Annotated in this window: 22 protein-coding genes; 19 read left to right on the top strand and 3 right to left on the bottom strand. The window is 70.4% G+C overall.

Annotated elements, in window-relative coordinates:
- The first annotated feature begins 29 nt into the window (after nucleotides 1–29).
- From QN206_09790 to QN206_09810, 5 genes are read left to right on the top strand one after another with little or no spacing between them, the layout of a single operon-like run.
- A complete protein-coding gene (locus tag QN206_09790; protein MDR7615097.1) occupies nucleotides 30–650 on the top strand; it encodes a cytochrome C in 621 nt (206 codons plus the stop codon).
- On the top strand, nucleotides 647–1,981 hold the full coding sequence (gene nosD, locus QN206_09795; protein MDR7615098.1) for a nitrous oxide reductase family maturation protein NosD: 1,335 nt from the start codon (nucleotides 647–649) through the stop codon (nucleotides 1,979–1,981). The genes QN206_09790 and nosD overlap by 4 nt, the downstream gene beginning before the upstream one ends.
- Nucleotides 1,978–2,820: an ABC transporter ATP-binding protein gene (locus QN206_09800; GenBank protein ID MDR7615099.1), complete on the top strand. Its 843-nt coding sequence runs from the start codon at nucleotides 1,978–1,980 to the stop codon at nucleotides 2,818–2,820. The genes nosD and QN206_09800 overlap by 4 nt, the downstream gene beginning before the upstream one ends.
- Nucleotides 2,817–3,641, top strand: a complete 825-nt coding sequence (locus QN206_09805) for an ABC transporter permease subunit (GenBank protein MDR7615100.1) — start codon at nucleotides 2,817–2,819, stop codon at nucleotides 3,639–3,641. The genes QN206_09800 and QN206_09805 overlap by 4 nt, the downstream gene beginning before the upstream one ends.
- Nucleotides 3,638–4,015 carry a FixH family protein gene (locus QN206_09810; GenBank protein ID MDR7615101.1) on the top strand — a complete coding sequence of 126 codons (378 nt, stop codon included), beginning with the start codon at nucleotides 3,638–3,640 and terminating at the stop codon, nucleotides 4,013–4,015. Before QN206_09805 ends, QN206_09810 begins: the two co-directional genes overlap by 4 nt.
- On the opposite strand, the gene QN206_09815 is transcribed toward QN206_09810, so the two are convergent.
- A complete protein-coding gene (locus tag QN206_09815; protein ID MDR7615102.1) occupies nucleotides 3,993–4,490 on the bottom strand; it encodes a BON domain-containing protein in 498 nt (165 codons plus the stop codon). The two genes, QN206_09810 and QN206_09815, sit on opposite strands and share 23 nt — an antisense overlap.
- 271 nt (nucleotides 4,491–4,761) lie before the next feature.
- On the opposite strand from QN206_09815, the gene QN206_09820 reads away from it, so the two are divergent.
- The 10 genes from QN206_09820 to QN206_09865 all read left to right on the top strand — a co-directional run bounded on the left by QN206_09820 (nucleotide 4,762) and on the right by QN206_09865 (nucleotide 13,448).
- Complete coding sequence (locus QN206_09820) at nucleotides 4,762–5,541, top strand: cytochrome c oxidase subunit II (protein ID MDR7615103.1); 780 nt, start codon at nucleotides 4,762–4,764, stop codon at nucleotides 5,539–5,541.
- Nucleotides 5,542–5,545: 4 nt separating this feature from the next.
- Entirely contained in the window at nucleotides 5,546–7,375 is a 1,830-nt protein-coding gene (locus QN206_09825; GenBank protein ID MDR7615104.1) for a cbb3-type cytochrome c oxidase subunit I, read from the top strand.
- Nucleotides 7,372–7,566, top strand: coding sequence for a cytochrome C oxidase subunit IV family protein (locus QN206_09830; GenBank protein ID MDR7615105.1), 195 nt, complete (start codon nucleotides 7,372–7,374; stop codon nucleotides 7,564–7,566). The genes QN206_09825 and QN206_09830 overlap by 4 nt, the downstream gene beginning before the upstream one ends.
- 1 nt (nucleotide 7,567) lies before the next feature.
- On the top strand, nucleotides 7,568–8,128 hold the full coding sequence (locus QN206_09835; protein ID MDR7615106.1) for a cytochrome c oxidase subunit 3: 561 nt from the start codon (nucleotides 7,568–7,570) through the stop codon (nucleotides 8,126–8,128).
- A 4-nt stretch (nucleotides 8,129–8,132) separates the two neighbouring features.
- The gene (locus QN206_09840; GenBank protein MDR7615107.1) at nucleotides 8,133–8,855 is read left to right on the top strand and encodes a hypothetical protein; all 723 of its coding nucleotides are present in this window, start codon (nucleotides 8,133–8,135) and stop codon (nucleotides 8,853–8,855) included.
- Nucleotides 8,855–9,937 (top strand): TIGR04053 family radical SAM/SPASM domain-containing protein, encoded by a 1,083-nt coding sequence (locus tag QN206_09845; protein MDR7615108.1) that lies wholly within the window; start codon nucleotides 8,855–8,857, stop codon nucleotides 9,935–9,937. Before QN206_09840 ends, QN206_09845 begins: the two co-directional genes overlap by 1 nt.
- A gap of 86 nt (nucleotides 9,938–10,023) precedes the next feature.
- On the top strand, nucleotides 10,024–10,386 hold the full coding sequence (locus QN206_09850) for a cupredoxin domain-containing protein (GenBank protein ID MDR7615109.1): 363 nt from the start codon (nucleotides 10,024–10,026) through the stop codon (nucleotides 10,384–10,386).
- 156 nt (nucleotides 10,387–10,542) lie between these two features.
- The gene (locus tag QN206_09855; GenBank protein MDR7615110.1) at nucleotides 10,543–10,827 is read left to right on the top strand and encodes a GYD domain-containing protein; all 285 of its coding nucleotides are present in this window, start codon (nucleotides 10,543–10,545) and stop codon (nucleotides 10,825–10,827) included.
- Between the two features lie 72 nt (nucleotides 10,828–10,899).
- Complete coding sequence (locus tag QN206_09860) at nucleotides 10,900–12,174, top strand: pitrilysin family protein (protein ID MDR7615111.1); 1,275 nt, start codon at nucleotides 10,900–10,902, stop codon at nucleotides 12,172–12,174.
- Nucleotides 12,174–13,448 carry a pitrilysin family protein gene (locus QN206_09865; GenBank protein ID MDR7615112.1) on the top strand — a complete coding sequence of 425 codons (1,275 nt, stop codon included), beginning with the start codon at nucleotides 12,174–12,176 and terminating at the stop codon, nucleotides 13,446–13,448. The genes QN206_09860 and QN206_09865 overlap by 1 nt, the downstream gene beginning before the upstream one ends.
- A gap of 8 nt (nucleotides 13,449–13,456) precedes the next feature.
- Here QN206_09865 and sixA read toward each other — a convergent pair whose 3' ends face one another.
- A complete protein-coding gene (sixA, locus tag QN206_09870; GenBank protein ID MDR7615113.1) occupies nucleotides 13,457–13,921 on the bottom strand; it encodes a phosphohistidine phosphatase SixA in 465 nt (154 codons plus the stop codon).
- Nucleotides 13,922–14,130: 209 nt separating this feature from the next.
- On the opposite strand from sixA, the gene QN206_09875 reads away from it, so the two are divergent.
- On the top strand, nucleotides 14,131–14,832 hold the full coding sequence (locus QN206_09875; protein ID MDR7615114.1) for an endonuclease V: 702 nt from the start codon (nucleotides 14,131–14,133) through the stop codon (nucleotides 14,830–14,832).
- Here the strand turns inward: QN206_09875 and QN206_09880 are convergent.
- Nucleotides 14,806–15,456: a hypothetical protein gene (locus tag QN206_09880; protein ID MDR7615115.1), complete on the bottom strand. Its 651-nt coding sequence runs from the start codon at nucleotides 15,454–15,456 to the stop codon at nucleotides 14,806–14,808. The genes QN206_09875 and QN206_09880 overlap by 27 nt on opposite strands.
- 71 nt (nucleotides 15,457–15,527) lie before the next feature.
- On the opposite strand from QN206_09880, the gene QN206_09885 reads away from it, so the two are divergent.
- From QN206_09885 to QN206_09895, 3 genes are read left to right on the top strand one after another with little or no spacing between them, the layout of a single operon-like run.
- Complete coding sequence (locus QN206_09885; GenBank protein ID MDR7615116.1) at nucleotides 15,528–15,938, top strand: pyridoxamine 5'-phosphate oxidase family protein; 411 nt, start codon at nucleotides 15,528–15,530, stop codon at nucleotides 15,936–15,938.
- Nucleotides 15,939–15,948: 10 nt separating this feature from the next.
- Nucleotides 15,949–17,121 carry an FAD/NAD(P)-binding oxidoreductase gene (locus tag QN206_09890; protein MDR7615117.1) on the top strand — a complete coding sequence of 391 codons (1,173 nt, stop codon included), beginning with the start codon at nucleotides 15,949–15,951 and terminating at the stop codon, nucleotides 17,119–17,121.
- A 12-nt stretch (nucleotides 17,122–17,133) separates the two neighbouring features.
- On the top strand, nucleotides 17,134–18,123 hold the full coding sequence (locus QN206_09895; GenBank protein MDR7615118.1) for a hypothetical protein: 990 nt from the start codon (nucleotides 17,134–17,136) through the stop codon (nucleotides 18,121–18,123).
- Nucleotide 18,124: the final 1 nt, after the last annotated feature.

Raw genomic sequence — 18,124 nt, forward strand, 5'->3', positions numbered from 1 at the left:
CCCGCTCCCCCGGTTTTGGAGGTGCGGTCGTGAAAGCGAAGACGCGGGGAGGGCTGCGACAGGTGGGGCTGGTCCTCGGGGCGGCGGCCCTGCTGGCCGCCTCCCTGGCGGTCCCCTACTGGCAGCTGACCCTGTACGCGCCCCAGTACCCGGGAGGTCTGAGGGCGCTCGTGTACCTTACCCACGTGGCCGGGGACGCGCAGGAGATCTCCAACCTCAACCACTACATCGGCATGAAGGCGCTGGACGAGGCCGCGCCCGTGGAGCGGGCTCTGGCGATCCCCCTGGTGCTGCTGTTCGGCGCCCTCGCGGTGGTTTCAGGGAGCCGGCGGGGGCCGTGGCGCTGGCTGCTGCGGCTGCCGCTGGTGCTGTTCCCCCTGGGGTTCTTCGCGGACCTGAGCGCGTGGCTGTGGTACTACGGGCACTCCATGGACCCCACAGCGCCCATCCGCCTGGAGCCGTTCATGCCCGTGGTGCTGGGCCGTGGGGTGATCGCCCAGTTCAGGACCGTGGCCCAGTTCCACGTGGGCTTCTACCTGGCGCTCGGGGCGAGCCTGCTGGCCCTGTACGACCTGCGGCGCAAAGAGCCGCGGGCCGCGCAGGTCCGTGCGGAGAGCGTTGCACGCCCCGCGGAGGTGGCGGCCCGGTGAGGGGGCTTCTGGCCGCCGCCGTGGTGGCCTGGGCGATCTTCCCCGCGGCGGCCGGCCCACCGAGCCTGCAGGCGGTGGTCGACGCGGCACCCGCGGGTGGCGAGGTGGTGGTGCGGGGCGTGGTGCTGGGCCCCGTGGTGGTCCGCAAGCCGCTGCGGATCCTGGGCGAGCCCGGCGCCGTGGTGGACGGGGGCGGGCAGGGGACCGTGGTGCGGGTGGAAGCACCGGGGGTGTACCTGGGGCGGCTGGTGATCCGGAACAGCGGCTCGGAGCTCAACACCGAGGACGCGGGCGTGTTCGTGGGGGCTCCCGGCGCGGTGCTGGAGGACCTGGTGCTGGAGGACGTCCTGTTCGGGCTGAACCTCAAGCAGGCGGACGGGGCCGTGGTCCGCCGCGTGCGGATCTCCGGCAAGCCCCTGCCCCTGAACCGGCGCGGGGACGCGATCCGGCTGTGGTACAGCCAGCGGGTGACCCTGACGGACGTGCGGGTGGAGCGGATGCGGGACGTCCTCCTGTGGTTCACGGAGGGGTCGGTGCTGCACCGCCTGCAGGTGCGCGGGTCCCGGTACGGGGTCCACTACATGTACGCGCACCGCACGCCGCTGCTGGACAGCAGCCTGGAAGGAAACGCGGTCGGCGCGTACATCATGTACAGCACGGGCGTGCGGGTGGAGGGCAACCGGTTCCTCCACAACCGCGACCTCCCTGGGGTGGGACTCGCCTTCAAGGAGTCCGACGCGGTGGTGGTCCGGCGCAACCTGCTGGTCGGGAACGCCACGGGGGTCTACCTGGATGCCACGCCCATGGGCGGGGAAGGCCGGGGCCGGTTCGAGGACAACGTGGTGGCCGGAAACGGGGTGGGGCTGGTGCTGTTGAGCAACGTGGTGGGCAACACCTTCACCGGCAATACCTTTGCGGCGAACCGGGAGACGGTGCGCACGGAGGGCGGGGCGAACGCCCGCAACCGGTGGGCGGGAAACTACTGGGGGGAGTATGCGGGGGTGGACCTGGACGGGGACGGGGTGGGAGAGCTTCCCCATCGGCTGCGGCGGTGGTTCGAGTCCGTCTCGGAGAACGTCCCCGCGGCGGCCCTGCTGCACGGGAGCGTGGGGCTGAGCGCCCTGGAGTTCGCAGCCCGGGCCTTCCCCCTGTTTGCGCCCCAGGAGGTACTGGTGGATCCGAGGCCGCTCGTGCACCCGGTGGTCCCTGAGGAATTCGTACGGCTGGAGCGCTCCGCGCCGTTTGCCGCGGTCAGCCTTGGGCTGGCGACCTTGGGGATGGGGGTGGCATGGCAGGCATTGAGGCCGCGGAAATGGGAGGGGCCCCCGTGATCCGCTGGCAGGGCGTCACGGTGCGGTTTGGGGACCGACTGGTGCTGCGGGGCGTGACCCTGGAGGTCTCTGCGGGTCAGCGGGTGGCGGTGGTGGGCCCGAACGGGGCCGGGAAGACCACGTTGCTGCGGTGCATGCTGGACCTGGTCCCCTACGAGGGCACGGTGACGGTGGGCGGCTTTGAAGCCAGACGGGAGGGTACCCGGGCGCGGGCCCTGGTGGGCTATGTGCCCCAGCTCCCCGCTTTCCCCCCACATCTCACCGCTGCGGAGGTGGTGGCCCTGGTGCAGGAGCTGCGGGGCGAGACACCGGATCCCTGGTCCCTCCTGGAACAGGTGGGCCTCCGGGAGCACGGTCGCAAGCCCGCGGGTCAGCTCTCGGGCGGCATGCTCCGGAGGCTGGGGCTCGCCGTGGCCCTGGTCGGAGATCCCCCGGTGCTCGTGTTGGACGAGCCCACGAGCTACCTGGACCGGGAGGGGGAAGCGTGGCTTGCGGGATGGCTGCGGGAAGCCACGGGGAAGACCGTGGTGGTGGCGAGCCACCAGCTACGGCGCCTGGAGCGGCTCGTGGATCGGGTGGTGGCGCTGGAGGCGGGGGAGGTGGTGGCGGACGTGACCGCGGAGACCCTGCAGCGCCTGCACTGGGTGGAGGTGGTGGTACAAGGGCCGCACCCGGTTCCCCTGCCGGCCGGGGTGGAGGTCCTCGCAAGCCGCAACGGCGCCGTGCACCTCCGGGTGCCCGATGCGCTGCTTCTGGAACTCCTGAAAGCCCTGGAAGGTCGGCCCTTCCGGGTGCACGAGCCGGAGGTAGAAGACCTGCTGCGGGGGGTGCGGGGATGACGGCCCTGGTCCTGGCCCGGTGGGACGCCCGCGCGAGCCTGCGGGACCGGTGGTTCCTCACCCTCGCCGCCGCCTTCGGTGTGCTCACCCTGGCCGCGGCGGCCACCTCCCTCGCGGGCCTCAAGGTAATCGGGCTTTCCTCCTTCGATCGGGCCGCGGCGGCCCTGGTCTCCCTCGCGCAGCTGTTCATCCCCCTCCTAGGGCTCACCCTGGGGGCGGTGTGGCTGGCAGGGGACCGGGAGACCGGAGCCCTCGCGTTCCTCCTCGCCCAGCCCGTCTCCCGGGGGACCCTCTACGCGGGGCGGTACGTGGGCGTGGGAGCTCCGGTGCTGGGCGCTGTCTGGCTCGGCTACGGGGCCGCGGGGGTGGTGATGGCCTGGGGCGCGGGCACGGACCGGCTCGGACTCTTCCTCACCCTGGTGGGACTCTCGAGCCTGCTCGCTCTGGCGATGCTCTCCGTGGGGTTCCTGATCTCCGCCTTCGCGCCGACCCGAGGGAGGGCCCTGGGGGCAAGCCTATTTGCCTGGCTCGGGTTCGTGGTCCTGGGGGACCTCGGGGTGCTCACAGCCGCGGTGGGATTGCGGCTTCCGGCCCTGGGGCTCCTGCTCCTGGCCGCGATGAACCCGGTCTGTGCGTTCCGCATGGCGAGCCTGCTTGGGATTCCCCACAGCCCGGAGTTGCTCGGTCCCCTGGGTCTACTGGCCGTGGATCGGTTCGGGCAACTGGGTGCCGCCCTAGCCCTCGTAGGAGTGCTCCTGGCCTGGACCCTGGGGGCCTTCGTCGCGGGATTCCTCCGGTTCACGCGGATGCCTCAGCCGTGAGAGGCGTGGCTCTCCTGTGCGCCCTGGCACTTGCCGCCTGCGCCTCCGTCTCCGCGGCCGAGGTTTCCGGAGAGGGGTGGAAGGCCCGGTTGGAGTGGTCACCGGCCTCACCCCGGGCCCTGCGGACCACGGCCTTGCGGCTTCGGATCGAGGACGGCTCGGGAAAGCCCCTGGGACTCTCGAAGCTACGCGCGGTGGCTTCCATGCCCGAGATGGTCCACGGGCCCGAGGAGATCCTCTTCCGGGAGGTGGCCCCAGGCCGCTACGAGGCCCAGCACGTCTTCTCCATGGACGGGCGGTGGGAGATCCGGGTAACGGGAGAATCAGGAGGCGTCCAGGTGCTAGCCTCCTTCAACCTGTCCGTGGGCCCCTAGCCGCCCGTGCGGGGGGCTGGGGATCGCGTACCCGCTCGACCCCCAGCATGTTCACCACACCCCGGACTCCGGGGATCGCCTGCACGAGCTGTTCCACCCGCTCCCGATCCTCTCCGGAGGGCACCGTGCCCGTGAGGGTAACCCACCCGCACTCCACCGCGGACCGCACCCGCTGGTGGGCCGGGAGGTGACGCCGCAGGATCCGCCGGACGGCCCGCACCAGCTCCAGGTCGCTCTCCGGGGCGGGGTGGGATCCCTGCGTGCTCAGGTGGTTCACCACGTCCAGAACCCCCGGGACCCGGTGGGCGGCCTCCTGGGCCGCGTACTTCTCCACCGCGCCGCTCACACGTCCCGTGAGGATGGCGATTCCGTTTTCCACGTGCGCCTGCACGCGCTCGGGATCCACCCGGCTGTCCACCTGGAACTCCTGCACCATCCGGCGATGCCTTCTCGTGTCCGCGGGCCGACCGGCCATGCTCTCACCTCCCGCCCACCACGAGGATAGGGAGGTCGCGGGTGCAGGGTGCATCGGCTGGGGAGGGGATCCGCGCGACCCTGGAAGTACCCGTGGGGTTCGCCCTCCTCCCTCCGAACTCCTCCCGCGGCCGCCTCGGAACGCGGGGATTCCCTCCCGCATCGGGTCCGGACCCGATCCTTCTTCCCCCAAAAATCGGGTCCCCATCCGATGCCCCACGTGAACCCCCTGTGTTCACTTGGAGTCAACCAAACCCCCTGGAGCGGGAAGGATGCGTGCGGGAGCCCTGGTGGCCCTGTGGGTGGTGCTCAGTGCGTGGTTCCTGGGGATGGCGTCCCGGTTCGGCGCCTTCCCCCTGAGCGCGGCCCGGGAGGCGCAGGTGGCGGACCACGCCTTCCGCCTCCTCATGTTGCTCGCGAGCCCCGTGTTCGCCGCGGTGGTGAGCGTGCTGGTGTACGCGCTCGTGGCCCGCAGAGGCCGGGGCGATCCCCCGGAGGCCCCGGCACACGTCCCGGAGCACCCCCTCGTGCCCCGCCTCTGGTTCTTGATCACCGCAGTCCTGTGCGCCTACGTGGTCTACAACCCGGGTCTCGTGGGGCTTGCGGAGATCCGCGGCGTTCCCATCGGGCGTCTGGTGGCCCACGGTCGGTACGCGGCGGTGGGGCTCCCGGAGCTCCCTCCGGGCGGGGAATTGGTGGTGCGGGTCCGGGCAAGCCGGTGGATCTGGCAGTTCGAATATCCGGAGCACGGGGTAACGAGCCGGGAGTTGGTGCTGCCCGTGGGGCAGCGGGTGCGGTTCGAGATCACCTCCACGGACATCGTGCACAGTTTCTGGATCCCCGCCTTCCGCACCAAGATCGACGCGGTGCCCAACCTGACCACCTACCTGCACGTCACCCCCACCCGGACCGGATCCTTCGAGCAGAGCGTGGATTTGCGGGTGCAGTGCGCGGAGCTGTGCGGGGTGGGGCACGCCCTGATGGCTTCTCCGGTGCGGGTGGTGGAGCCTGAGGCCTTCGAGACCTGGGTCGCACAGCAGGCGCGGAGGTAGGCCCATGCGGGTTCTTGCGCCCATCCTGAAAGGCATCCTCTACGGAGCCGTGGGGTACGTCCTGGGCGGCCCTGCCTTGGCCACACCGGTGCGGGCCCTGGGGGGGAGTTTCCCCTTCGATCTGGAGCTGGCCACGGGTTCCCTGTTGGGCACCGTGGGGTGGCTCGCGGGCGTGGGCATGTGGGAGGTGTGGGCCCGGGGATGGTTCGGACTCCCGCTCCGGCCGTGGCCGGAGGAAGACGGGATCGCCCGCTACTTTCGGTTCACCACGGACCACAAGGTGATCGGCATCCAGTACCTGGTGACCTTCCTGGGCCTGTTCTTCCTGGGCGGGGCGCTGGCCATGCTCATGCGGTGGGAGCTGCTGCGCCCGGGCCAGCAGCTGCTGACGTTGAACGGCTTCAACCAGGTGATGAGCCTGCACGGCATCATCATGATCGCGGTGGCCGTGGCCATCTTCCTGGGGGGGCTGGGCAACTACTGCGTGCCCTTGATGATCGGTGCCCGCGACATGGCCTTCCCCCGGATCAACGCCCTCAGCTACTGGCTCACCCCGCCCGTGGCCGTGATGCTGCTGGCAAGCCTGCTGGTGGGCGGATGGGACTCCGGGTGGACCGCCTACCCGCCCCTCAGCGAGGTGAACGCCCCGGGGCAGGTGCTCATGATCGTGGCGGTGGTCCTCTTCGGCCTCTCCTCCATCCTGGGCGGCATCAACTTCCTCGTGACCATCGCCCGCCTGCGGGCCCCGGGCCTTACGTGGAGCCGACTCCCCATCTTTGCCTGGTCCGTGTTCGCGGCGTCGCTTCTGAGCTTCATCTTCACCCAGTACCTGGCCGCAAGCCTGCTCATGGTGCTGCTGGACCGGGTGGCGGGGATGAGCTCCTTCCACTTCGCCCGGGGCGGGACGCCCGTGGTGTACCAGCAGCTCTTCTGGTTCTACTCCCATCCTGCGGTGTACATCATGATCCTGCCCGCCTTCGGCGCGGCCCTGGAGGTGATCACCCACTTCGCCCGCACGCCCCTGTACGCCTACCGCTGGGTGGTGGGGGGATTCCTGGGCATCGTGGGCCTGAGCGGCATCGTGTGGGCCCACCACAACTTCACGAGCGGCATGCCCGACTGGATGCACGCGCCCATGATGGCCACCACGGAGGCCATCTCCGTGCCCACAGGCCTCGTGTTCCTCGGCGCCCTGGGAACGCTCATCCGGGGGAGGCTGTGGCTGCGGACCCCCATGCTGTTTGCCCTGGGCTGGGTGTGGAACTTCCTCATCGGCGGGATCACGGGGATCTTCAACGCGGACGTGGCCACAGACCTGCACCTGCACGACACCTACTTCGTGGTGGGCCACTTCCACTACACCATCATGGGCGGGGAGATCTTCGCGTTGCTGGCTGCCCTGTACTACTGGTACCCGAAGATCACGGGCCGCATGTACGATGAGCGATTGGGCCGGCTGCACTTCTGGTGGACGTTCCTGGCCTTCAACGCCACGTTTTTGCCCATGTTCTGGGCAGGGCTGCACGGGATGAACCGCCGCATCGCGGACTATCCGGCTGCCCTGGCGGGGGTGAACTTCTGGACCAGCATCGCGGCCTTCCTCCTGGGTGCGGGTTTCCTCGTGTTCCTGTACAACTTCGTGGCCAGCTGGGTGCGGGGCCCGCGGGCGGAGGCGAACCCCTGGCACGCCTCCACCCTGGAGTGGCAGGTGCCGAGCCCTCCGCCCGTGGAGAACTTCCCCGTCCCCCCCGCGGTGGTGGGCCCGCCCTACGTGTACGGCATCCCCGGAGTCCGGCATGCGGTGCTCGGCGTGGCAGGAGGGAGCCAGGAATGAGCCGGTTGGCGCACAAGCTCCGGTTGGGCACACGGGTGTTCGGGACGCTCGCCGCCCTCACCGTTGTGGAGTGGTTCGCGGCCCGGTGGCCCGGATCGCTCCTGTGGCTGGGACTCATCGCCCTGGCCAAGACCGCCCTCATCGCGGAGTACTTCATGCACTACTCGCAGCTGGTACGGGGGGAGGAATAGCATGCACCGGGAAGCCGCCCGCCTGGGCCGGGAGGAGCTGCAGAACGCGCGGTTGGGCCTGTGGCTGTTTATCGTCTCGGAGGCGGCCCTCTTCAGCGCCTTCGTGGCGGCCCGCTACCTCAACCTCGGGACTGCCCGTCCTGCGGAGCTGAACCAGGCTTTGGGGCTGGCCATCACCGGGGTGCTGCTGTTCAGCAGCCTCACCGCGTACCGGGCGGAGACCTGCATCGCCCACGGGGATCGCCCGGGGTTTCTCCGCAACACGCTGTGGACCGTGCTGCTGGCCTCGGTGTTCCTGGTGGGCGTGGTGGTGGAGTGGGTAGAGGGCTTCCACTACTTCCCGCCCTCCACCCGGTACGGCACCAGCTTCTTCTCCCTCACGGGACTGCACGGGCTCCACGTGCTGAGCGGGGCGGTGCTGCTGTTGGGCGTCTACCTCCACGGCCGGCGGGGCCGCTACGGCCCCGGAGACTACTGGCCCGTGGAGGGGGTGGTGAAGTACTGGCACTTCGTAGACGTGGCGTGGGTGTTCATCTATCCCACGCTTTACCTGGTGGGGTGAGACCATGACGGAACCCGTGGTGGCCCTCTCGCAACTCCTGGATGCCTTGAGCGAGGAGGCGGGTTGTCCGCTCCTCGTGGCCGCCCCGGACGGCACGCCCTTGGCGGCGCCCCGGCAGCACGTCATCCCGTGCCTGCAGGCGCCGAAGTGGGAGGGGGTGTGTCAGGGGGCCCGGGCGTTCCTCGCAGGTGGCCCTCCCGGGGCGGCGGGCGTGCGGACGTGCCCGAAGAACGCCCAACCACACCTAGTGGTGCCCGTGGTCAACGGATCGCGGCAGGCGGTGGTGATGGCGGAGCTGTGGCTGGCCCGGAACCCCAGGACCATCCGGGCTCGGGCGGAGCGGATGGCCCGGGTGGCCGCGGACCTGGTCCAGAAGGCCCTTCCCACCGGTCCACCGGAGGCGCGGGTCCCGGTGGGGGAGGTGCCTTCCCGGGTGGTGCGTCAAGCCCTGGCGGACGGCCGCCTCACCCCGGAGGGCCTGCGGCGTCTAAGAACCCGTTATCGCCTCTCGTGGCGGGAGGTAGAGGTGCTGGTCCTGTACTACCTCACCGCCCACGGGCCGGACCAGCGGGTGCGGACCACGGTGGGCCAGGCCTTGGGCCTCACGGAGGGCTCCGTCCGGGAGTACGTGCGCCGGGTGCGACGCAAGCTCGGGGTGCGGTTCCGGCGATCCCCGGAGGTGTGGGTGTGGGCCCGGGAGCAGGGGCTCACGCAGGAGGGGCGGTAGTGGCCGCCGCGGCACCGATCCTCGAGAGACGGTACGTGTACAGCCGGGCCCCACTCCTCATTTACTGGGAGCTGACCCGGGCGTGCGACCTGGCCTGCCGGCACTGCCGGGCGGAGGCCGTTCCGGACCGCCATCCCCGCGAGCTCTCCACCCTCGAAGGGCGCCGCATGCTCCGGGAGGCCTTGGCCTTCGGGCCGTCCCTCCCCCACTGGGTGTTCACGGGCGGAGACCCCTTCAAGCGGCCGGATCTCCCGGATCTGGTGGAGGAAGCGCGGGCACTGGGGTTCGGAGTCTCCCTGGCTCCCAGCGCCACTCCCCTGGTGACGGACGCGGCCATCCGGCGCCTGGCCCGGGCCGGCGTACAGGCCATCTCCCTCAGCCTGGACGGCTCAACCCCGGAGCGACACGACGCCCTGCGGGGCATCCCCGGGTGCTTCGACCTCACCCTCCGGCTCGCGCACCGGATCCGGGAGGAGGGGATTCAACTTCAGATCAACACCCTGATCACCGCCTCCACCGTGGAGGATCTCCCGGCCATCTACGACCTGGTCCGGGGACTGGACATCGTCCGCTGGAGCCTCTTCTTCCTGATCCGGGTGGGGCGGGGGCAGGTGCTGGAGGAGGTGACGCCCCAGCAGGCGGAGCGGCTGTGCCACTGGCTGCTGGACCTGAGCGCGCGCGCGCCGTTCGCCATCAAGACCACGGAGGCCCCGCATTACCGCCGGGTGGCGTTCCTGCGCATGCGCCACCGGGGTCTCAGCGAGGACGCCATCGCCTCCACCCCCGTGGGTCGGGGGTTCGGGGTGCGGGACGGAAACGGCATTGTGTTCGTCTCTCACACGGGCGAGGTGTACCCTTCGGGGTTCCTGCCCCTCCGGGCGGGAAACGTGCGGGAGCGGAGCCTGGTGGAGCTGTACCGGCACGCGGACCTCCTGGTGCGGATCCGGGATACGGGCCTCCTGCGGGGCAAGTGCGGCCGGTGCCCCTTCCGGGAGATCTGCGGGGGCTCCCGGGCCCGTGCCTACGCGCACACGGGCGATCCCCTGGAGAGCGACCCCCTCTGCCCGTACCAGCCTCCATAGGACGGAGATCCGGGGGCGAAATCCTGTCTCCGCCCGATGCGGGGCAGAGGGCAGCAGGGGAAACTCGTCTGCGGGAGGGAGCGGACATGCGGTGGAGGATGGTGGTGCTGGGAGGGTTGGGGATCCTGGCTCTGGTGGCGGGGAGCTGGGTCGGCCTCCACGCGGGCGCGGCCCCCCAGAAGGTCAAGGTGGAGGCGAAGGAGTTCAGCTACACCCCCAACCGGATCACGGTGAAATCGGGCCAGCCGGTCGAGCTCCTCATGGAGAACAAGGGCGTCATCGAACACGACTTCGTGCTGGAGAAATTCAAGGTGAAGATGGGGCTCCTCAAGCCCGGACAGTCCGGAAAGGTGACCTTCACGCCCGCCGCGAAGGGCACCTTCCCCTTTTATTGCAGCGTGCCAGGGCACAAAGAAGCCGGGATGACGGGGACCCTGGTGGTGCAGTAGGGATCCCTCCGGCGCAAGGCTGGAACCTCTACCCGGAGCAATGCCCGCCCCTGTGGGGACCTGACGGTGCTTCGGGGATGAGGCCGCTTTGCGCGTCGCGGTCCCGGTCCCCTATAATGGTCGCGCCTTCGGCCTTTCGGAGGGAGGGGGTGCGCCATGCCGACATACATCATGTTGAGCCGGCTCACGGAATCCGGGGCGGAGACCATCCGTCAGAACCCCGGCCGCATCCAGGAGGTGAACCGGGAGCTGGAGGCCATGGGGGTTCGCGTGCTCCAGCAGTACGCGGTCCTGGGGCCCTACGACTTCGTGAACATCGTGGAGGCCCCGGATGTGGGAACCGTGATGCGGGCCTCCGTGGAGCTCAGCTCCCGGGGAAGCGTGCGCATCGAGACCCTGGCTGCGGTCCCCATGGACGAGTTCGTCCGCCTGTTCCGGTAGGAACGGACAGATCCCGGGGAGCAGGGCACGGACCGCCCACCGGGAACGTGTGGGCCGGGGAAGGGGATTCCCATGGAAGTGGTCCGATCCGCGCTTCCGAACGGGCTGCGGGTGGTGGTGCTGCCCGATCGCTCCGCGCCCGTGGTGAGCTTCTGGATCTGGTACCGGGTGGGCGCGCGGGACGAGCGTCCCGGACAGACCGGGATCTCCCACTGGGTGGAGCACATGCTTTTTAAGGGCACCCCGCGGCTCGGCCGGGGCGGGCTGGACCGGCTGTTCGCCCGCCTGGGCGCCCGCTGGAACGGGTTCACCACCTCGGACTTCACCGTCTACCTGGAGACCCTCCCGCAGTCCACCTGGCAGGTGGCCGCGGAGGTGGAAGCGGATCGCATGCGCAACACGGTGTTCGACCCGGAGGAGGTGGAGCGGGAGCGCACGGTGATCCTCTCGGAGCGGGGGATGTACGAGAACGACCCCAGCAGTGTTCTGCACGAGGAGGTGGCGGCCCTGGCCTTCCAGGTCCACCCCTACCGCCAGCCCGTGATCGGCTGGCGGACGGACCTGCAGCGGATCACCCGGGAAGAACTCCTAGCCCACTACCACGCCTACTACCGGCCCAACAACGCCACCGTGGTCCTGGTGGGTGCGGTCTCCCCCGAGGAGGCCCTGCGCGCCGTGGAGGCGCACTTCGGTGGGATCGAACCCGGGGAACGGCCTCCGGAGGTACGGATCGAGGAACCGCCGCAGGGGGGCGAGCGCCGGGTGGTGGTGGAGCGGCCGGGCGGAGCCGTCCCCCTCGTGCAGATGGCCTATCGGGTTCCCGCGGGCACGCATCCGGATACGGTGCCGCTCCTCGTGCTGGACGCGGTGCTGTCGGGCGGAAAGCCCCTCAGCTGGGGAAGCGCAGGAGGGATGGGCCGCTCCTCGCGCCTCTATCGGGCCCTGGTGCGCACCCGGCTCGCGGCCGCGGCCAGCAGCGGCTTCACGCCCTCCCTGGACCCCGGGTTGCTCTGGATTTCCGTCACCGCCCAGCCCGGGGTGAAGCCGGAGTCCCTGGAGTCCGCGGTGGAAGAGGAGCTCGCCCGGGTGCGGGAGGAGCTCGTGCCGGAGGAGGAGCTGCGGAGGGCCACCAAGCAGCTGCGGGCCCAGCTGGCGTACGGCGCGGACGACGCCTCCGGCCGGGCCCTGTGGCTGGGGTTTGTGGAGATGCTGGGGCTCCGTTCGTGGTTTTCGGAGCTCCCACGACAGCTGGAGCGGGTCACGCCGGAAGAGGTCCGGCGGGTGGCCCGGACCTACCTTCAGAGGAAGACCCGCACCGTGGGCTGGTACCTCCCGGAGGCCGCCTGATGGAGATCCCCATCCGGCCTGATACGGTCCTCCGGAAGGCGCTTCCGAACGGAGGCGTGGTCCTGGCGCTGCGTGACGCCTCTTCCCCCACGGTCTCCCTGCGGGTTCTGTTGCCGTACGCGGGTGCCGTGGCGGATGGAGAGGCCGGGGCGGGCACCGCGCGGTTCGTGGCCGCCCTGCTCGTCCGGGGGACCGGGCGGTACGATGCGGAGGCCCTGGCGGAACTGCTGGACGGCATGGGGGCTTCCGTGCAGGTCACGGCAGGGCGAGAGGCCACGGAGCTCACCGCCCGGGCTCTGGCGGAGGACGCGGGGCGGCTCGTGGCGGTGTGTGCGGAGATCCTGCGCAACCCCACGTTCCCCGAGGAGGAGATCGAACGGGTACGGGGCGAGCTCATCACCTCCCTGCGGGTGCTCGCCAAGGATCCCCGGACCGTGGCCCAGTGGACCCTGTGCCGGCTGCTCTACCCACGGCCTCACCCCTTCGGGCTCCCCGCGGAGGGGACGGAGGAGGCGATCGGTCGCCTGACCCGGGAGGAACTGGTGGCGTTCTGGCGCGAGCACTACGGACCGAAGGACGCGATCTTCGTCCTGGTGGGAGACCTGGACCCGATGCATGCCGTGGACCTGATCGGCGGGGCTTTTGAGGACTGGCGGGTGGAGGTGAAGCCCCTCGCGGAACCACAGGACCCCGCACCCCCCGCGGGGGTGGAACGGGAGGTGGTGACCATCGAGGGGAAAGTGCAGGCGGATGTGGCCTTGGGGGTTCCGGGGGTTCGGAGGGCGGATCCCGACTACCTGCCCCTGCGGCTGGGAAACCTCATCCTGGGGGAGATGGGGCTCATGGGACGGATCGGGGACGTGGTGCGGGAGCAGAAGGGACTCGCGTACTACGCCCTGAGTCACCTCACCGCGGGGAAGTGGGGTGGGCCGTGGTACGCCATCGCGGGCGTCCCACCCGAGAAGGCCCGGGAGGCCACGGAGGCCATGGCGGGCGAGTTCGCCCGGATGCGGGAGGAGGGGCCCACCGAGCAGGAGCTCGCGGACGCGGTCCAGAACCGGGTGGGGTGGCTCCAGGTCTCCCTCTCCGGTGCACCCGCCAAGGCGCAGCTACTGGCTTACACGGAGTTCCACGGCCTGGATCTGGACTACTGGGTGCGGTTTGCGGACCTGGTCCGGCAGGTCCGTCGGGAGGACATCGTGGAAGCCTTCCGGCGCCGCTTCCCCGGCGGCTACGCCCTGGCGGTGGCGGGCCCGGAAGGGGTGGTTCTCTGAGGTGAGCTTTAGGGCACGAGCTCCGGCGGCAGGATCCAGCGCACGGACCACCGGCCGGTCGGGTCGTCCCGCTCGAGACAGACCACCCCGGCCATGCGGAACGTCACGAGTTGGCGCTCCGGCTCCCCGCAGAGGAGGAGGTCCGCAAGCCGGCGCAGGTGCGGGAGATGGCCCACGAGGAGGAGGTCTTCCGTGGCGTCCCGGAGCCGGTCGGCCCATCGGGCGGGGTCGTCGTTGGGATCAAGACCATCCGCTTCCTCCACCCGGGCCTCAGGCAGCAGTTGGCCCCACACCTCTGCGGTCTGCCGGGCCCTCAGCTTACCGCTGTGCACGATCCGGAGGACGCGGACCCCGTGCTGGACCGCGAACCGCGCAACTCGTTCCGCCTCCCGCCGGCCCTGCTCCGTGAGGGGGCGGGCAGGGTCCTCGGATTCGGGCTTCGCCTCCCCGTGCTGGACGAGATAGAGCCGCATCCCCGGATATCCTACCATCGGATCGGAGATGGGAGATCTCCTGCCCATCCCTGGACATCCTGGGGTCGGCAAGACCACGCTCCTCCAGGCCTCGCACGGGAGCTCCGGGACCGTGCGGGCGGGTTCTACACGGAGGAGATTCGGGAGCGCGGTGGCCGCGTGGGCTTCCGGCTCGTAACCCTACGCGCCCTCCAGTGGATCCACGAGCGATGCCCGCTCCGTGGCCCCTGACACCGGAGGAGTTGATCGCGCAGCAGCTGGCGCTCGCACGCCTGGTACCGGAGCCGTGGCGGTTTTCGGGAGGACTGTGCTCCGTGGCCGGATGCTTCGTGTGCTTCCCCCGGGGGCGCACGGGGCCCGGGACCGCGGGAGATGTGGGGTGGGCCGCGGCGGTGTTGATGGAGGGGGAGAGACTCGTGGCCACGGCCACCGTGCGGGGAAAGGCGGCATGGCCGTATGAGCCGGGGCTGCTGGCCCTGCGGGAGGGGCCGCTTTTGGAGGCCGCGGTTCGCGCCCTTCCGGAGCGCCCGGAACTCCTGGTGGTGAACGCCACGGGCCGAGACCACCCGCGCCGGGCCGGGCTCGCGGTGCACCTCGGGTTCCGGCTCGGAATCCCCACCGTCGGCGTGACCCAGCGCCCCCTGGTGGCCCGGGGAGATCCCCCGCACGCGTCCCGGGGATCCGTGAGCCCGCTCTGGCTTGACGGAGAGGTGGTGGCCTACTGGGTCCGCACCAAGGAGGGCACCGCACCGCTCGTGGCCCACGCGGGCTGGCGCACGGATCCCCAGACCGCGGCGGAGGTGTTGCGATCCCTCACGGGGAGGTGGCGGACCCCGGAACCCCTTCGGCAGGCCCGGGCCGCGGCCCGGGCCGCCCGGGCGGCCTCACCGCCTCTTGGGGAACACGAATAGGTACACGGGGTTGCGGGCCCACGGAGCGGTGCTGCTCCCGCCGTCGAGCAAAAAGGCATGCGTGTAGCCCGTCCGGTGCATGATGGCCCGCACGCCCGCCAGGGTCTGTACCCCTTCCAGCAGTGCGAACCGGGTTCCACCTTCCACCCACAGCACCGCGCGTCGCTGGGTCCGGGCCCACAACACACGTCGGTCGTAGATGCGCCCCACCATGTGACGGCCCACGAGGAGCGGCCCGCCCCGCAGCTCCCACGCGGCCCGCGGATCCGGCCTCCGGCTGGCCCGCAGGCGACCGTCGCGCCACGTGAGGTACGGCCAGTCCGGGTGCACGCTCTGTGCCGGGATCACCCAGCTTCCGATGCGTACCCGCTCGATGGGCTCTCCCCGCCAGTGATACGGCCCCGTGGTCAGGTAGAGGGCTCCGGGAGTACGGATCCGGGCGGTGCGTCTGGTGACCCCACCCGGCCAGTACCGGGGCCACAGGATGTGGCATCGGAAGTCGAAGACCACAAGCCACGTGCGGGAATCTACCCGCACCCGCCGGGGGGAGCACGAGGAGGCCGTGGCCGCCGCAGGGAGCAGCAGGGAGAGCGTTACGAGGAGCAGGCTCCGTGGAACGCGCATGGTGTCCTTCTTTCTATTCCAGGTGTGTTTCGAGGGTATGAAAGGAGTATCCTGAGAGGGCGGGAGGGGGTATGCGTCTACGCAAGCGGTTGCTGCGGTTTCTGGAGCGGGAGCGGATCTGCCGGGTGGCCACCTGTGATGAGGAGGGGATGCCCCACGTGGTGCCCGTGTGCCACGTGGTCCACCAGGGCCGGATTTACTTCGCTTCGGATGCCCACTCCCGGAAGATCCACAACCTGCGCCAGAACCCGCACGCCGCAATAACCGTGGACCTCTACACGGAGGACTGGAGTCGGCTCGCGGGGATCCTGGTCCAGGGAACGACCCGGATCATCGAGCGGGGTCCAGAGTTCCGCTCGATCCGCAAGTTGCTGTACGGGAAGTACCCGCAGTATCCGGAAGAGGCGGCCCTGGAAGAGGGGGAGTCCGTGATCGTGGAACTCACGCCCACGCACGTGACCTCTTGGGGGCTGGAGGGATAAGGGGAGAACGATGGCGCGCTACCGCTATCTCATCGTGGGCGGGGGGATGACCGCGGACGCCGCGGTGCGGGGGATCCGGGAGCTGGATCCGGATGGAAGCGTGGGGATCGTGAGCCGGGAACCCCATCCGCCGTACAACCGTCCACCCCTCTCCAAGGGGCTGTGGAAAGGCGGGTCTCTGGACCGCATCTGGCGCCGTACGGAGGAGCTGGGCGTGGCCCTGCACCTGGGCCGCACCCTCCGGAGGTTGGATCCTGCGGCCAAGCAGGCCACGGACGACGCGGGTGAGGTGTACACCTTCGAGAAGCTGCTGCTGGCCACGGGTGGGGATCCCCGGCGGCTGCGCACGGACGGGATCGTGTACTTCCGGACCCTCGACGACTACCTCACCCTGCGCCGGCTCGCTGGGGAGCGAGACCGGTTCGTGGTGATCGGCGGCGGGTTCATCGGGTCGGAGATCGCCGCGGCCCTGGCGATGAACGGCAAACGGGTCACCGTGACCTTCCTGGAGGAAGGGATCGGTGGCCGGTTGTTCCCGCCCGGGCTTGCACGCTTCCTGAACGACTACTACCGGGAACGCGGGGTGGAAGTGATCCCGGGGCAGGGGGTGGCGGCCGTGGAGCGGATCGGGGAGCGATCGGTGGTGCACACGGACGGCGGCCACCGGGTGGAGGCGGATGGGGTGATCGCAGGACTCGGGATCCGGCCCAATACGGAGCTCGCGGAAGATGCGGGCCTTCCCGTGGAAGACGGGATTCTCGTGGACGAGCGGCTCCGGGCGGGCCACCCGGATGTGTACGCGGCGGGAGACGTGGCCCGCTTTTACAACCCGGCCCTGGGGACACGGATCCGGGTGGAGCACGAGGACAACGCCAACACCCAGGGACTCCTCGCGGGCCGCAACATGGCCGGAGCCGGGGAAGCTTACACCCACCTCCCCTTCTTCTACTCGGACCTCTTTGACCTCGGCTACGAGGCCGTGGGCGAGCTGGATCCGCGGCGGGAGGTCGTGGAGGACTGGAAGGAGCCGTACCGGGAAGGCGTGGTGTACTACCTGGACCGGGGCCGGGTGCGCGGGGTGCTCCTGTGGAACGTGTGGGGGCAGGTGGAAGCCGCCCGGGCCCTCATCGCGGAACCAGGACCCCATTCCCCGCGAACCCTCAAGGGGCGGTTGCCGAGCTGAGGAGGACCAAAGATGGCCACGCTCGTGGTGGGGATGGAGGACGCGGTCCTGCTCGTGCGGGCGCGCCGGGACGGCTGGCAGGCGGAAGAACGCCTGCGGGGCAAGCGGATCACGTGCGTAGCGGGCGATCCGGAGCGATCCGGGCTCGTCCTGTGCGGGACCTTCGGCGAGGGGCTGTGGCGCAGCACGGATGGGGGAGAGACGTGGGAGCGGGTGGGCGAGGGCGTGGTGGGCGGGCAGGTGACCGCGGTGGCCCTGCACGCGGGCGTGGTCTATGCGGGGACCGAGCCCAGCGCGGTGTTTCGGTCCGAGGACGGCGGCACGACTTGGCGGCCGCTACCGGGCCTCCTTGCGCTTCCTTCCCACACCACCTGGAGCTTTCCCCCGCGGCCGCACACGCACCACGTGCGGTGGATCGCGCCGGATCCGCACGCCCCCGACTTCCTCCTCGTGGCCATCGAGGCCGGGGCGCTCGTGCGCAGCCCTGACGGCGGTCGCACGTGGCTCGATCGGGTTCCGGGCGGGCCCTACGATGCCCACACCGTCCTCCTGCATCCCCGGGACCCCGGGCGGATCTACGTGGCCGCGGGGGACGGGTACTTCGAGAGCCGGGATGGCGGGGAGACCTGGACCCAACCGGAGCAAGGGCTTCGATACCTCTACCTGTGGGGCCTTGCGGTGCACCCGGAGGACCCGGATGCCGTCCTCGTGTCCGCGGGGCCCGGCCCGTATGCCGCGCACAACGCGAGAGACGGGGAGTCGGTCGTGTACCGCAGGGCGGGAGGGGCTCCCTGGCGGTCCGTGGCCCAGGGTCTACCGGACCCGAAGGGAACCACGGTGAGCACCCTCCTCGCGGATCCCCGCCGGCCCGGCGTGGTCTACGCGGCCAACAACCGCGGGGTGTACCGGTCGGAAGACTTCGGCGCGCACTGGGAGCGGCTTCCGATTCCCTGGGAGGCCCGGTACGGAGCCCAGCGCGTGGAAGGCCTCGCGGAGGTGTAAC

This window comes from Armatimonadota bacterium (genome assembly GCA_031460175.1).
Taxonomy (GTDB): domain Bacteria; phylum Sysuimicrobiota; class Sysuimicrobiia; order Sysuimicrobiales; family Sysuimicrobiaceae; genus Sysuimicrobium; species Sysuimicrobium tengchongense.